This is a genomic window from Streptomyces sp. AC512_CC834, assembly GCF_019049325.1.
Taxonomy (GTDB): Bacteria; Actinomycetota; Actinomycetes; order Streptomycetales; family Streptomycetaceae; genus Streptomyces.
Window position 1 is genome coordinate 201,723 of the sequence record NZ_JAGMUO010000034.1, and the last position, 13,806, is coordinate 215,528.

12 protein-coding genes are annotated in these 13,806 nt (G+C 72.9%); 4 read left to right on the forward strand and 8 right to left on the reverse strand.

What is annotated here, in order from left to right; all coding sequences use genetic code 11:
* Nucleotides 1-168: 168 nt before the first annotated feature.
* From proB to KUM40_RS42665, 3 genes are all read right to left on the reverse strand, one after another.
* The gene (gene proB / locus KUM40_RS14145) at nt 169-1,344 is read right to left on the reverse strand and encodes a glutamate 5-kinase (RefSeq protein ID WP_308401139.1); all 1,176 of its coding nucleotides are present in this window, start codon (nt 1,342-1,344) and stop codon (nt 169-171) included.
* Nucleotides 1,345-1,421: 77 nt separating this feature from the next.
* Entirely contained in the window at nt 1,422-2,537 is a 1,116-nt protein-coding gene (locus KUM40_RS14150; protein ID WP_217166229.1) for an alpha/beta fold hydrolase, read from the reverse strand.
* Nucleotides 2,534-3,109 (reverse strand): WhiB family transcriptional regulator, encoded by a 576-nt coding sequence (locus tag KUM40_RS42665; RefSeq protein ID WP_217166231.1) that lies wholly within the window; start codon nt 3,107-3,109, stop codon nt 2,534-2,536. The genes KUM40_RS14150 and KUM40_RS42665 overlap by 4 nt, the downstream gene beginning before the upstream one ends.
* A 597-nt stretch (nt 3,110-3,706) precedes the next feature.
* On the opposite strand from KUM40_RS42665, the gene KUM40_RS14160 reads away from it, so the two are divergent.
* The gene (locus KUM40_RS14160; protein WP_217166233.1) at nt 3,707-4,744 is read left to right on the forward strand and encodes a type III polyketide synthase; all 1,038 of its coding nucleotides are present in this window, start codon (nt 3,707-3,709) and stop codon (nt 4,742-4,744) included.
* 189 nt (nt 4,745-4,933) lie between these two features.
* Here KUM40_RS14160 and KUM40_RS14165 read toward each other — a convergent pair whose 3' ends face one another.
* Entirely contained in the window at nt 4,934-5,698 is a 765-nt protein-coding gene (locus KUM40_RS14165) for a TetR family transcriptional regulator (protein WP_217166235.1), read from the reverse strand.
* A gap of 266 nt (nt 5,699-5,964) precedes the next feature.
* Nucleotides 5,965-6,615, reverse strand: coding sequence for a TetR/AcrR family transcriptional regulator (locus tag KUM40_RS14170; protein WP_217166237.1), 651 nt, complete (start codon nt 6,613-6,615; stop codon nt 5,965-5,967).
* Nucleotides 6,616-6,826: 211 nt separating this feature from the next.
* Between KUM40_RS14170 and KUM40_RS14175 the strand changes: the two genes are divergently transcribed.
* From KUM40_RS14175 to KUM40_RS14185, 3 genes are read left to right on the forward strand one after another with little or no spacing between them, the layout of a single operon-like run.
* Nucleotides 6,827-7,948, forward strand: a complete 1,122-nt coding sequence (locus KUM40_RS14175) for a 3-oxoacyl-ACP synthase III family protein (RefSeq protein ID WP_217166239.1) — start codon at nt 6,827-6,829, stop codon at nt 7,946-7,948.
* Nucleotides 7,945-9,615 (forward strand): acyl-CoA carboxylase subunit beta, encoded by a 1,671-nt coding sequence (locus tag KUM40_RS14180; protein ID WP_217166241.1) that lies wholly within the window; start codon nt 7,945-7,947, stop codon nt 9,613-9,615. Before KUM40_RS14175 ends, KUM40_RS14180 begins: the two co-directional genes overlap by 4 nt.
* A 56-nt stretch (nt 9,616-9,671) precedes the next feature.
* Nucleotides 9,672-9,914: an acyl-CoA carboxylase epsilon subunit gene (locus KUM40_RS14185; protein ID WP_217166243.1), complete on the forward strand. Its 243-nt coding sequence runs from the start codon at nt 9,672-9,674 to the stop codon at nt 9,912-9,914.
* Between the two features lie 95 nt (nt 9,915-10,009).
* Here KUM40_RS14185 and KUM40_RS14190 read toward each other — a convergent pair whose 3' ends face one another.
* From KUM40_RS14190 to KUM40_RS14200, 3 genes are read right to left on the reverse strand one after another with little or no spacing between them, the layout of a single operon-like run.
* Nucleotides 10,010-10,717, reverse strand: a complete 708-nt coding sequence (locus KUM40_RS14190) for a TetR family transcriptional regulator (protein ID WP_308401140.1) — start codon at nt 10,715-10,717, stop codon at nt 10,010-10,012.
* A gap of 28 nt (nt 10,718-10,745) precedes the next feature.
* A complete protein-coding gene (locus KUM40_RS14195; RefSeq protein WP_217166244.1) occupies nt 10,746-12,422 on the reverse strand; it encodes an FAD-dependent oxidoreductase in 1,677 nt (558 codons plus the stop codon).
* Nucleotides 12,406-13,782, reverse strand: coding sequence for an MFS transporter (locus KUM40_RS14200; RefSeq protein ID WP_217166245.1), 1,377 nt, complete (start codon nt 13,780-13,782; stop codon nt 12,406-12,408). Before KUM40_RS14200 ends, KUM40_RS14195 begins: the two co-directional genes overlap by 17 nt.
* Between the last annotated feature and the right edge of the window lie 24 nt (nt 13,783-13,806).

Sequence of the window (13,806 nt, forward strand, 5' to 3'; positions counted from 1 at the left end):
CCGGCCGACGACCCCGGCCCACGGACCCGGCCGATGACCTCGGCCGACGGACCCGCCTGACGAACCCGGCCGGCGGGGCGTCGCCACAGCGGGCCTTCGGCCTGCCGAACGGGCCGGACCCGCTCGCCCTCGGGCAAGCGGGTCCGGCCCGTTCGGCAGGCCGTCCGGTCAGGGCCGTGCCGCGTACTCCCGTGCGGGGCGGACGCGGATCCGGATCCGGGCCGTCGGCGCGGGCACCGGCGGCGGGGGAGCCGCGGGGCGGGCCAGCGGTGCCAGGTCGTCCGGGTGGACCACCTCACGCGTAGAGCGGCCCCGCAGTGGCGCCAACTCCCGCGCGCCGATGGAGGTGAGACCACGCGCCACCACCCGGCCCTCCTCGTCCAGCAGCTCCACCGGGTCCCCGGCGACGAAGTCGCCCTCCACCCGGGTCACTCCCGCCACCGTCAGGGGGCCGCCCCGCCGTGTGACGGTGGCGACCGCGTGGGCGTCGAGGCGCAGCACACCGCGCGGGCTGCTGGCGTGCTCCAGCCAGAGCAGATGGTCGGCGGAGCGCTCCCCGGTGCGGTGGAAGAACGTACCGGTCTCCCGTCCGGCCAGCGCGTCACCGGCGTGCCGGGCCGCCGTCAGGACGACGGGAACACCGGCGTCCGTCGCGATGCGGGCCGCCTCCACTTTCGTCACCATGCCTCCGGTGCCGACCCCCGAACTCCCCGCGCTGCCGATCTCCACCCCCTCCAGGTCCTGTCGGCCGCGTACGTCGCTCAGCCGCCGGGAGCCCGGCCTGCGGGGATCGCCGTCGTAGAGGCCGTCGACGTCCGACAGCAGGACCAGCAGGTCGGCGTGGACGAGATGGGCGACGAGGGCGGCGAGCCGGTCGTTGTCACCGAACCTGATCTCGGCGGTGGCCACCGTGTCGTTCTCGTTGACCACCGGCACGGCGCCCATGGTGAGCACCTGGGCGAGCGCGCGGTAGGCGTTGCGGTAGTGGGCGCGGCGGCTGACGTCGTCCGCGGTGAGCAGCACCTGCCCGACCCGCAGTCCGTGCCGGGCGAACGAGGCCGTGTAGCGGGCGACCAGGAGCCCCTGGCCGACGCAGGCGGCCGCCTGCTGCCGCGCGAGGTCGCGCGGGCGCTCGTCGAGGCCCAGCGGTGCCAAACCGGCGGCGATCGCCCCCGAGGAGACCAGCACGACCTCGACGCCGGCGGCCCGCGTCCGCGCGAGCACGTCGACCAGGGCGTCCACCCGGTCCGAGTCGAGGCCTCCGGCGGCGGTCGTCAGGGACGAGGACCCGACCTTCACCACGATCCGCCGGGCCCCCAACACGTCGGGACGCGGCCACGGCACGCCGAACGGCCCTTCCGCTTCCGCGCCGAAGGACCCGTCCGCTTCCGCGCCGAGGGGCCTCGCCCGCGCCCGGCGGGTCACCGGAGCGCCGGCTCGGGCAGCGGACGGGGAGCAGGGGGTGTCTCACGGTTCACGAAGGGGCTCCGGGGTATCTCGCGCAACAGGGCGTAGACGGTCTCCACGACCAGGACGGGCCGTTCGTACGGCAGGTCGTGCCCCTGCCCCGGCACGGCCTGGAGCACCGCGCCCGGTATGTTCTCCACCAGTCTCAGTGCCTGTGCGGGCGGCGTGACGCAGTCCAGGGCGCCGACCAGGACGCGGGTGGGCACCCGGGCCAGCGCGCCGAGTCGGTCCATGCAGTCGTGGGTGGTCAGGGCGGCGTAGAACTCGGCGATCGTGAGTACGGGGATCTCCCGGAAGGCCCGCGCGCCCGCCCGGACCGTCTCGGTGTGCGGCCCGGTACCGAACACCGCGCGCCACAGCGGCGCGGCGGTCGGATGCGACAGCGGGCCGGTGACCAGCCGGTGCACGGCCTCGGCCGACCGGGGCGAGCGCAGCAGCCCGTCGGCGACCCGTCGCCGTGCCTGCGCGTGCCGCCGGGCCGCCGGTGTCCCGGGCCGCTCCCGGGGCGTGATCATGCCCGCCGCCACCTCGCCCAGGCACGTCGAGACGAGACCCACGCCGGCCACCTCGGCCCCGAACAGCCCGGGTCGGGCGGCCGCCAACTGCTGGATGGACATCCCGCCCATGGAGTGGCCGACCAGCACCACGGGCCCGCCGTCCCTCGCGGCCTCGCCGAGCACCAGCGCGAGATCACTGCCCAGCAGCGCCATGTCCAGCACCGCCTCGCCCCGGGTGGAGCGGCCGTGACCGCGCTGGTCGTACGTGACCACCCGGACCGCGGGGAAACCGCGGCGGGGCCGCACCAGCGCGTCGGTGTGCGGCCGCCAGTCCTGCGCGCACATCGTCCAGCCGTGACAGAGCAACACGGTGACGGGAGCGGTGGGCGCGCCGTACGTGTAGACGGCGATCTCGGCACCGTCGTCGGTGGTCACGGTGCGGGTGGGGCGGGCAGGGCGCAGGGGATGACGGGAGGAGGGCAGGGCGGGCGAGGCGGGTGCCGCGGGGCTGGACGCGGAACCGGGGCGGGCGCCAGGAGCGGTGGGGATGGTGCCGGCCGTCAATGGGGTCATGACACGGGGTCCCGGTCGAGGTCTCGGTCGAGGCCCTGGTCGAGGACGGCGCCGGTGGCGGCGTGTTCCGCCGCCCGGGCGACGTGGACCGGGCGGGCGCAGCCGTACGCGCAGCCGGACGCGGACCGGGCGACGTGCCAGGCCTGTTGGACCTGGCCGAAGGTGAGCCCGAGGGCTCCGGCGATCCGGCCGGGCGGCCAGCCCTGTCGGTGCAGGAACCACACGTACGCCGGACGCTCGCGCACCGGCGCGCTGATGTGCCGGGCGCCGTCCGCCAGGAACGCGTCCAGTTCGGGGCCCACCGCGTCGAGGGTGCCGGCGACCCGGAGCAGTTCGCGGCGCTCCCGGACGTTGAGGCCGCCCCAGATACCGGTGCTCTCTTCGCGGAGCAGGGCCTCGTGCAGACAGTGCTCGGCCACCGGGCAGCGGGCGCACAGCCGTTTGGCCGACGGCTCACGGTCGTCGTCGCTGCCGCCGGCGGGCGGGAAGAAGATCTCGGGGTCGGCGTCACGGCAGGCGGCCCGTTCCACCCAGGGGTCGGTGTCCGCGTGGCGGTGCGTAGGTGCGTGCATGACGGTCGGGCCTTCCTCGGGCGTGACGGTTCACGACGTCACCGATGAGAATAAACTCAACATGCGATGAGTTCAATAGTCGTTGACATCGCGGAATCCATGGAGATCACCGGAGGGCTTACGTGCTCGACGACTGGTTGAAATGTGTACGTCAGGTGGATTCCACGCTTGTTGAAATCACCCTTGCTGAAGCCGACTCGGCTGGCGTACGGTCGCGTTGGCTCACCCGCCAAGGCCTTCGGAAAGGGCCTGGGAGAGCGCTGCCGGACGTGTTCAGGGCTGTGCCCGGACACCCCCACCGCCGGAGCGCGCCGAAGGCGGACAGCCCAAGCTCCTGATCGTCACGCGCCATCGAGCTCGACGTTCTTCATCCGCGCTGAACAGCGCTTCCAACGGGGGGAGCACGGTCATGCACCTGGGGGTGTTTCACGTGCGCAGACTCCGAGGCGAGAGCTGTCGAACGGAGCGGCGGTCGTCACCGCACTCGGACGACCGGGGTTGAGGACCCCGTTCGTCCAAGCCGGGCTCAGATCAGTTCGCAACTGTCCGAGAGCTCTTGGAGATCCCATGTCTGTGTCTGTTGTTACCGCGCCGGTCGTGACCCTGCCTCGGCATCAGGTGTCCACCGGTGAATTGCTCGACCACATCAGCGAGTTGTACGAAGGTCATCAGGGCCTCCCGGTGGCCCGCAGGATCATCGAGTCCACCAGCGTCCGCACCCGGTGGTACTCGCGTCCGCTCCAGCAGCAGTTCACCTCCGCTCCCGCGCTCGCGGAGCGGACCCGCGAACATCTGCGGGAAAGCCTGGACCTGGCGGAGAAGGCGGCGAGCGGTGCCCTGTTCGAGGCCGGTCTGACCCCGGCGGACATCGACGGGCTGGTGGTCCTCAGCTCCACCGGCCACACCATGCCCGGGCTCGACGTCCTGCTCATCGAGAAGCTCGGCCTGCCCGCCTCGGTCTGCCGCATACCGGTGACCCAAGTGGGGTGCGCAGGTGGTCTGTTCGGCATCATCAGGGCGATGGAGGTGGTCGCGGCGCGACCCGGCTCCACCGTCCTGGTCGTCTGCGCCGACGTGTACAGCCACTATCTGCACGGCGGCGACAGCGGCCTGGACGGCATGATTCTCAAGGGGCTCTTCGGCGACGCCGCGGGCGCCTGTGTCGTACGCACCGAGACGGACGGGCCCCGGATGCGGCTCACCGGGTCCTGGGAGTACGTCCACCCCGGCACCCACCACCTGGTCGGCAGCCACACCGACAACGACGGGCTGCACGCGCACAACTCCGCGGAGCTGCGGCACGCGATCCGCGACGCCATGCCCCGCCTCGTCGACTGGCTGCGGCGCACCGCGCCGGCCGGCGTCGATCCCGCACCGGCTTTCGTGGTGACGCACACCGGCGGCCCGAGAATCCTCGACGTCTTCGCCGAGGGCCTCGGCTGCGCCCCCGACATGCTCGACCGGGCCCGCGACTCCCTGCGCGAACTGGGCAACGTGGGCTCGGTGTCCGTCCTGGACGTCTTGGAGCGCACCTTCGCCAAGTCGCCCCCGGAGGGCTCCCACGGACTGCTGCTCGCGGCGGGGCCGGGCGTCTCCCTGGTCGCCGTCAGGGCGACGTGGCGCACCTGGGACTGAGAACGGGCCGGGAGACGAGCCGAGTGCGCGAGCCGTGCGACGGCAGGCCCCGAGGACCGGGCCCGACAAACCGTGGCCCCGTAAGCCGTGGCCCGGCAGGTCGTGACCTGCCGGGCAGCCCCGGGAGTCGGCCCCGCAGCCCCCGGCCCGACCCTCCGCTGCTCCGACCCTCGGCTGCTCCGGACTCCGCTACTCTCCCTGGTCTTCCGGCACTTGAGGTGCCAGGTCGGGGGACAGGCGGAGCTCCAGAGCCGGGACGACCCAGGCGAGGAACTCCTCGAACTCCATCGTGGCCAGCGGGTGGATGCCGAGGACATAACGCATGAGGGCGAGGCCGACCAGGTGGCCGGAGGCGAGGGCCGCCCGGGTGTCCGCTTCCGGCCCGTCCTTGTAGCCGGACTGTGCGGCCCAGCTCTTGGTGCTCGCCTCGACGCGGGCCCGGAGGGTGTCCGCGGTCGCGCTGTCGGCGAGACCGGCCCGGTAGATGGCGGTCATGGCGTAGCGCGTGTCCTCGCTCTCCCAGAACGTGAGATACGTGCGGGCCAGCCAGGACGCCGCCGACGTGCCCTGCTTGGGGCCGTCCGCCGGGTCGCCGGCGCTCCCTGCCGTGTCCCCGGGGTCGCCCTGCGTCTCCGGGGCGGCCACCACCATTCCGTCGAAGACGGACGAGACGCTCAGCGACGAGTTGACCGCCGCGTCGAACACCCCCTCCTTGTTGTCGAAGAAGTGGTGGACGAGCGCCGGGTCGACCTGCGCGTCCTCGGCGATCGCGCGAATGGTGGTGCGCGCGTAACCGCGGTCCGCGAAGAGGTGCAGCGCCGATTCGAGGATCTGCTCCCGGGTGCCGCTGTCTCCGGGACGGCGCCCGCTGCGGGCCCGCAACGGGCGCGGCTTCTGCGTGGTCTTGGAGTTTCGGGCAGGGCTGGGCGAACTGTCTGTGCGCCTGGGTGTCATGGGATCACTGCACTTCGGGGGTTCTGTCAGTGGCTAATTCATGAGGCAATGAAAACACTGTACCAGCCTGTATGCGGGGATTCCACGTACTCGTGACGCCCATGATTCACCGGCCTCACCGGTCGCGTTCACCGGCCTCGCCGATCGCATTCACCGGTCGTACCGGCTCGCCGGCCCCTCCGTCGGCTCCGTGTCCCATGGTTTCGCCCCTTGGTCCCGGGTGGGGTACGGCCGCCCGCGGAGTGCGCCGCGCCCGCCCGGACCGTTCAGCTCGCGTCGACCTCCTGCGGTGTTCCGAGCAGGGTGGACCGCAGCCCCGGTGTGACCGTCCCGATGACCTTCTCCACGTCGGCCGACGCCAGGGGCTCCACGCCGAGCAGGTGGCGGACGATGGCGATGCCGCCCAGTTGGGCGCCGAAGAGCGCGGTGCGCAACTCCGCGTCCTCGTGCGGCAGCTCCCGGTCGACCTGGCCGTTGAGGACCGTGGCGATGCGTTCGCTCAGCACCCGGGAGGCCTCCGCGTCGGAGAGTGCGATGCGGTACAGCTCGACGAGCGGCGACTCCTCCTCGCCGGGCTCCCACAGCGCGAGATAGGTGCGGGCGAGCCGGGCCGGCAGGTCCTCGTCGACGCCCTCGGTGACGGCCGGACCCAGCAGCCCGGCCACCTTGACGGTCCGTTCGACCAGTGCGCCGAAGACGGCGGCCTTGTCGGGCAGCAACTCGCGGGCGGCCTCCGGCTCCAGTCCCGCCGTCCGGGCCAGCTCGGCGAAGTCGGTCTGCCGGTAGCCCCGGCGGGTGAAGAGGGTGCGGCCGGCGGATATCAGGGCCTGGGTCGTCTCGGTCCGCTGGTCGACCGTGGTCGTCGCGTCGGTGGCGGTCGCCGCGTTGGTCGCGGTCGTCGTGTCGGTGGTGGGCATGCTCTGCAACTCCCCGTTGATGTGTGGGTTGTTCCCGTACGCCGCGGTGGAGGCCGGGTCCGCGCGGCCGTCCGCTCCCGGGTCGTACCGCCGGACCCAACTGATTTCACATCACAGTGAACTCTCTCGGTGTTGAATTCGTCAAGCTCCTCTGCGATGATTTCAACGCCCGGTGAGTTAAGTATGGCTCGCCGCTGCCCGAGGAGGAATCGTGCAGTCCATCGGCATCATCGGAGTGGGCTCCTACCTGCCCGAGGCCATCATCAGCAACGCGGAGATCGGGTACGGCGCCGGCGTGACCGACGAGTGGATCGTCCGCAAGACAGGCATCCGTGAGCGGCGCCGGGCCGCGCCCCACGAGGCCACCTCCGACCTGGCGGTCGTCGCGGCCCGGCGGGCGCTGGCCCGCGCCGGCCTGACGGCGGACCGGCTCGCGTACGTGGTGGTGGCCACCTCCACCCCCGATCACCCGCAACCCGCCACCGCCGCCCTGGTGCAGGACCGCATCGGGGCCCGCCGCGCCGCCGCCTTCGACGTCAACGCCGTGTGCAGCGGCTTCGTCTACGCGCTCAAGACGGTGGAGAAGCTGCTGAGCGGCACCGCCGACGACGAGCCGGGGTACGGCCTCGTCATCGGCGCCGACATCTACTCCCGGATCCTCGACCGCAGCGACCGCAGGACCGCCCCCCTCTTCGGGGACGGTGCCGGTGCCACGGTCCTCGGACCGGTCGCGCCCGGACTCGGCCTGCGCCGGATATCCCTGGTCTCGCGCGGCGACGCACACCATCTGATCGAGGTCACCGCGGGAGGCAGCCGACGGCCGCCCTCGCGGGCCACCGTGGCCGCGGGCGAGCACTACTTCCGCATGGACGGCCGGGGCGTACGCGGCTTCGTCACCCGCACCCTCCCGTACGAGATCGACCGGACGCTGCGTCGCGCCGGCGTACCGGCCAAGACCGTGCGGCACTTCGTCCCGCACCAGGCCAACGGCATCATGCTGGCCGAGATCTGGCCGGACCTCGGACTGAACCGCGCCGCCCTGCACCTCACGCTGGAGCGCTACGCCAACACCGGCGCCGCGTCCGTGCCCATCACCCTGACCGAGATGGACCGTCAGGGTGCGGCGGACCCGGGCGAGCTGGTCGTCCTCGCCGCGTTCGGCGGCGGGATGAGCCTCGGCATCGCGCTCCTTAAGTGGTCGATGGACGCCCGCGGCAACGCCGCGACGACCGGTGCGCACGCCAGGGCCGCCGACCCGGACGCCCCGGCCGCGGGCACCGATTCCCCCCTCCTTCTCACGGCCGGCGACCCCGTCTCGCCGCTCACGCCATGAGCGCCGACGGCACGGCGGCCGGACCGACGACGGTCGCAACCGCGACGCCCGACGGGACGGAGCCCGCCGAGCGGGCAGAGCAGTCCGAGCAGCCCGAGCAGTCCGAGCAGGCAGTGGACGTCCGGGCCGGGGCGGCCCGCCTGCGGGCGCTGAAGGAGCTGGTCGAGCGCGGCGGCCCGGACGAACGGGCGACCGCCGCCCAGCACGCCAAGGGCAAGCTGACGGCGCGCGAACGCATCGCCCTACTCCTGGACGAAGGGTCGTTCCAGGAGGTGGAGCCCCTGCGCCGGCACCGCGCCACCGGGTTCGGACTGGAGGACAGGCGCCCCCACACCGACGGCGTGATCACCGGCTGGGGGACCGTCCACGGGCGGACCGCGTTCGTCTACGCCCACGACTTCCGCATCTTCGGCGGTGCCCTCGGCGAGGCGCACGCGCAGAAGATCCACCGGATCATGGACCGGGCGATCGCGGCCGGCGCACCCCTCGTCTCGCTCAACGACGGGGCGGGCGCCCGCATCCAGGAGGGCGTCACGGCGCTCGCCGGATACGGCGGCATCTTCACCCGCAACGCCCGCGCCTCCGGGGTGATCCCGCAGATCAGTGTGATGCTCGGCCCGTGCGCCGGCGGCGCGGCCTACTCCCCGGCGCTGACCGACTTCGTGTTCATGGTCCGGGAGACCTCGCAGATGTTCATCACGGGCCCCGACGTCGTCCGCACCGTCACCGGAGAGAACGTGACGCTGGGAGCGCTCGGCGGCGCGGACGTGCACGCCGAGGTGTCCGGGGTCGCGCACTTCGCGTACGACGACGAGCGGACCTGCCTGGAGGAGGTGCGCTTCCTGCTCTCGATGCTGCCGCGGAACAACCGCGAGACGGCCCCCGCCGCGCCCGCCGAGGACCCCGTCGACCGCCGTTGCGAGGCCCTGCTGGATCTGGTCCCCGGCGGCGGGAACCGCCCGTACGACATGCGGTGGGTGATCGAGGAGATCGTCGACGACGGCGAGGTCCTGGAGGTTCACGAGAGGTGGGCGGCCAACGTCGTCGTCGCGCTCGCCCGCCTCGGCGGTCAGGTGGTCGGCATCGTCGCCAACCAGCCGCTCGTGCTCGCGGGCGTGCTGGACATCGACGCCTCGGAGAAGGCGGCCCGCTTCGTCCAGATGTGCGACGCCTTCAACATCCCGCTGGTCACCCTCGTCGACGTGCCCGGCTTCCTGCCCGGAGTGGGACAGGAGCACAACGGCATCATCCGCCGCGGGGCGAAGCTGCTCTACGCGTACTGCAACGCCACCGTCCCCCGGATCTCGCTGATCCTGCGCAAGGCCTACGGCGGCGCCTACATCGTCATGGACTCCCGTTCCGTCGGGGCCGACCTCTCGTACGCCTGGCCGTCCAACGAGATCGCCGTGATGGGCGCCGAGGGCGCCGCCAACGTGATCTTCCGGCGCCGTATCCGGAGCGCGGACGACCCCGAGGCGACGCGCCGGCAACTGGTCAAGGAGTACAAGGCCGAACTCATGCATCCGTACCACGCGGCAGAGCGCGGTCTCCTCGACGACGTCGTCGACCCCGCCGACACCCGCCGCGTCCTCGTCGAGGGCCTGCGCATGCTGCGCACCAAGCACGCCGACCTGACCGCCCGCAAACACGGCAACCCACCCCAGTGACAGCCGGACTCCGTCGTCCCGGCACTTCGTTCACGCAAGCCCGTTGGAGGACGAACATGACCACAGCAGCCCAGGCCCCGCCGCTCGTCCGCGTCGTCAGGGGAGGAGACATCGCCGACGAGGAACTGGCCGCGCTGACCGCGGTACTGCTCTCCCGCGCGACGGCGACACCGCCGCACCCCGACACCACCCCGGACCCCGCCCCGGACATCGCTCCGCGGGAGACCTCCGTCGTCCCCCTGTGGGACCGGCCGGCCGCCGGGATGCCCTACCGGTCGCCGCTGAGCTGGCGCGGCTGACACCGGCCGCCGCGAGCCCGCGACGGCCCCGTGAACGCGAGGCGCCCGCCGTCACCTGTCCTGGTGACGGCGGGCGCCTCGCGTTCACGGTCCGCTCACCCGGTGGCGGCCAGCACCGTGCGCATCGCCGGGGCGACCAGGTCCGCCAGCGCCCCGACCGGGAGTTCGCAGATGGGCCGCAGACGCAGCAGATAGCGGGCGAACGCCACCCCGAGCAGTTGCGCGGCCAGCAGGCCGCTGCCGGCCGCGGCGCGCTCCGCGCCGAGCACGCCGGTGAGGCTGTGGGTGAACTGCTCGTGGAGGATGCGCCGCAGACACTCCGCGGCCTGCTCGTTGGTCGCCGCGGACCGCAGCAGCAGGCGCAGTGCCCCCTCGTGCGTGTCCTCCTCCCACGGCGCGAGGAACCCGATGAGCAGGGCCCGCGGAAGCAGTTCGAGTGGGGTGCCGGTGAAGTCCGGCAGCCCCAGGTCGACGTCGAGGACCGCGTCGAAGAGCCGCTCCTTGCTGCCGAAATGGCGCATCACCATGGAGGGGTCGATCGACGCGGTGGCGGCGATGGCCCGGATCGTGGCCCGCTGGTAGCCGTCGGCGGCGAAGTGCAGCCGCGCGGCGCACAGGATGGCCTCACGCGTACGCCGCGAACGATCCGTCCGCCCCGTACGGGAACCCGCCCCCGCACCCGTATGGAGACCAGCACCCGTACCAGAACCAGAACCGGAACCGGAACCGGCACTCGTATGCCGCGACGGGGTCCGTCCGGCCGCCGGCGTGGACGGCGACGGGTCCGACAGAGGCTGTTCCACGACAGCGGCTCCTCACTCCTCGGCCCGTTCAGCCCTCTTCGGTGGACGGCGCGGGCTGCTGCTCGCCTTCGGACTCCGTACCCGACCCCGACCCGGACGCCGATCCCGATCCCGCCCCCGACCCGGACGCCGAGCCCGTACGCGGTCCTGCCTCCGGCGGTGCCGTCGCCTCCGCGACCCGATCCTCGCGCCGTGCCGGAGCAGGCCCCTCGACCCCGCACCACCGGTGCAGCGCCGTCCGTACCCGCTCGTCCCGCCCACCGGGGTCGGCCTCGCCGTCCACCCAGGCCGCGTACCCGTCCGGGCGAACCAACAGGGTGCTGACGCCCGCGAGTTCGGGTATGCCGCCGTCGACCCTGACCGGACTGACCCGGGAGCCCCAGGCCTGAGTCAGCAGGGCCGCGCGGCCGTCGTCGGCGAGGTCCAGCAGGACGAACCTGCCGTCCCGCATCAGCTCGTACAGCCGCACCGGGGCGTCATCGGTCCGGGGGAGGGTGAGGTCGGGCACCCGTTGTCCGGCGCGCAGCCGTGGCCCGCCGACGCCGCGCCGCCCGTACCCGGCGCGCAGGCCCGAGACGGACGCCGCGGCGAACCGGCGGACACGGCGCCGCGAGAGCGCCTTCGCGAACACGGTACGGCGCAGGGCAGTCAGCGCCGCCGAGGGCGTGGTGGCCAACTGGGTGGCCCGGTCCGTGGCGCGCAGGATCCGCTCGGCCTGCGGCCGCCGCTCGGTCTCGTACGAGTCGAGCAGTCCCGTCGGTGCCCAGCCCTGGACCTCGGCGGCGAGCTTCCAGCCGAGGTTGACGGCGTCCTGGATGCCCAGATTCAGGCCCTGCCCGCCGAGCGGCGAGTGCAGGTGCGCGGCGTCCCCGGCAAGCAGGACCCGTCCGGTGCGGTACTGGTCGGCGATGCGCTGGTGGATCTTGAAGCGGGCGAGCCACGTCGGATCGTACGGCTGAGGGTCGAAACCCAGAGACCGGGTGAGCAGTTCGGACAGCTCCTCCAGCGTCACGGGCTCCCGTGTCCACGGCCGGTCCCGGCGCGCCACCGCGAGGCGGTACACGCCGTCGCCGTACGGCACGGACACCATGATGCCGCCGTTGCCGGTGACCATCAGCACGTCGTCCGGCGGCGGCTTGCTCAGCCGGACGTCGGCGAGGATCGGCGCGATCTCGTACGTACGGCCGCGGAAGGCGATGCCGGAGAGCTCGCGTACGGCGCTGTGGGCGCCGTCGCAGCCGACGACGAAGTCGGCGCTCTCCGCCCACTCGCCGGTCCCGGTGCGCACCTGGAGCGTGACGCCCGAGGCGTCCTGTTCCAGACCGTGGACCTCCGCGTCGCGCTCGATGGCGACTCCCAGGTCGAGGGCCCGCTGCTGGAGCACCTCCTCGGTGCGGCTCTGCGGGACGACGTTGAGGTACGGGAACCGGGTGTCGAGTTCGGCGAAGTCGACGGCGGCGTCCCGCGCGGGCACCATGCGGCTGACCGGTCTGCCGAGCGCGACCAGGGCGTCGGCGTGACCGCGCAGGTCCAGCACCTCCATGGTCCTGCTGTACAGCCCCATGGCCCGGGACTGCGTGGACGTCTTGAGGCGGCGTTCCAGGACCGTGCAGGAGACTCCCGCCGCGGCCAGTTCACAGGCGAGGGCGAGGCCGGTCGGACCGGCCCCGACGACGATGACGGATTGCTCAGGAGCGGTGCCCACGTGATCCCCCTTGGATGTCGGGCAGTACGGCGTGCGTCGGTGGTGCCAGTGGCGCAGGTGGAGCCGGTGGTGCCGGTGGTGCCGGTGGTACGGCTGGTGCCGACGCCTGTTCCCGTACGGGTCCCGGTGCGGCCGGAGCGCCGGACCGGCCGAACCGGGCCGCGGCGAACCCCGCACCGGCCACCAGGGCGCCGAGCAGCAGCCAGCCGGCGGCGCCCTGACGCACCACCAGGAAGGTGATGACCAGCGGCCCGTACGTGTTGCGCGCGGCGTTCCCCAGACCGAAGAACGCCAGATACACCTGGCGCCGGTCCTCCGGAGCCAGGTCGTAGGAGATGGCCCAGGCCCCCGCCTGCTGGTGCATCTCGGCGAACGCCTGGAAGGCGACCGCGCCGAGCACCAGGACCACCGCCGCGACCGTGGGCACCGTCCCCGAGACGGCGAGTGCCCCACAGCACAGGGCGAGCAGCACGCCACTGCGCCGCAGCGCCCGGCCGCCGTCCGCGGCGCTCTCGGTGTCACGGGTGGCCCGGACCTGGAAGAGTACGACGACGACCGTGTTGAGCACGAGGGTCCAGGCGATGACTGCCCGGGGGATGCCGTCGTGTGCGAGCAGCCACAGCGGCACTCCGGCCGTCAGCACCGTCACATGCAGGCTGACCAGTGAGTTCAGTGTGGTCAGTACGGCGAACCGGCGGTCCCGGAAGACACTGAGCCGCTGCCGCAGGGGAAGCGGCAGCGGGCGCCCGCCGCCCTCGGACGGCGCGGCCACCGCAGGGCGCAGCCGGGTGACGAGGACGGCGGCAAGCAGGAAGGAGAGGGAGTCGGCGTACAGGACGAGCAGGTAGACGAGGTCGTCGTCGGGCAGCAGCGCCGCCCCGGCCACGAGCCCGCCCAGCGCCAGGCCCAGGTTCTGCAGCGACCGGGCGCGCCCCATGGCACGGACCCGCTGTTCCTTGCCGACGGCGGTCCCGAACAGGCCCTGGACCAGCGGGGAGGCGCCGCGGTCGGCCACCGCGAGCAGCGAGACGACACACAGGAACGGCAGGAAGCCGGACGCGAACGGATAGCAGAGGAGCAGCGCCCCCCGCACCAGATGGGCGGCGATCAGCATGCGCCGCGGGCCGACACGGTCCGCGAGGATCCCGACGGGCACCAGGGACAGGAAGGACAGGGCACCGGCGACGGAGAGCCCGATGCCCACCTGGCCGCTGCCGAGGTCCAGGTAGCGGGTGAAGAAGATGACCGACACGGCCATGTAGAGCCCGCTGCCCAGGGCGTCGACGAAGACGGCGACGAGCAGGGTGACCGCCCCGCCGGACAGCCGCCCCCGCCGCGCCGCGTCCGCTCCCTGTGTCATGCCGCTCCCGCCCAGTAGCCCAGT

Excerpts from the sequence above, each read along its gene's own strand:
- KUM40_RS14185 (WP_217166243.1), top strand. The coding sequence starts at position 9,672 with ATGACCACAGCAGCCCAGGCCCCGCCGCTCGTCCGCGTCGTCAGGGGA.
- KUM40_RS14170 (WP_217166237.1), bottom strand. The coding sequence starts at position 6,615 with ATGCCCACCACCGACACGACGACCGCGACCAACGCGGCGACCGCCACC.
- KUM40_RS14180 (WP_217166241.1), top strand. The coding sequence starts at position 7,945 with ATGAGCGCCGACGGCACGGCGGCCGGACCGACGACGGTCGCAACCGCG.
- KUM40_RS42665 (WP_217166231.1), bottom strand. The coding sequence starts at position 3,109 with ATGCACGCACCTACGCACCGCCACGCGGACACCGACCCCTGGGTGGAA.
- KUM40_RS14200 (WP_217166245.1), bottom strand. The coding sequence starts at position 13,782 with ATGACACAGGGAGCGGACGCGGCGCGGCGGGGGCGGCTGTCCGGCGGG.
- KUM40_RS14165 (WP_217166235.1), bottom strand. The coding sequence starts at position 5,698 with ATGACACCCAGGCGCACAGACAGTTCGCCCAGCCCTGCCCGAAACTCC.
- KUM40_RS14150 (WP_217166229.1), bottom strand. The coding sequence starts at position 2,537 with ATGACCCCATTGACGGCCGGCACCATCCCCACCGCTCCTGGCGCCCGC.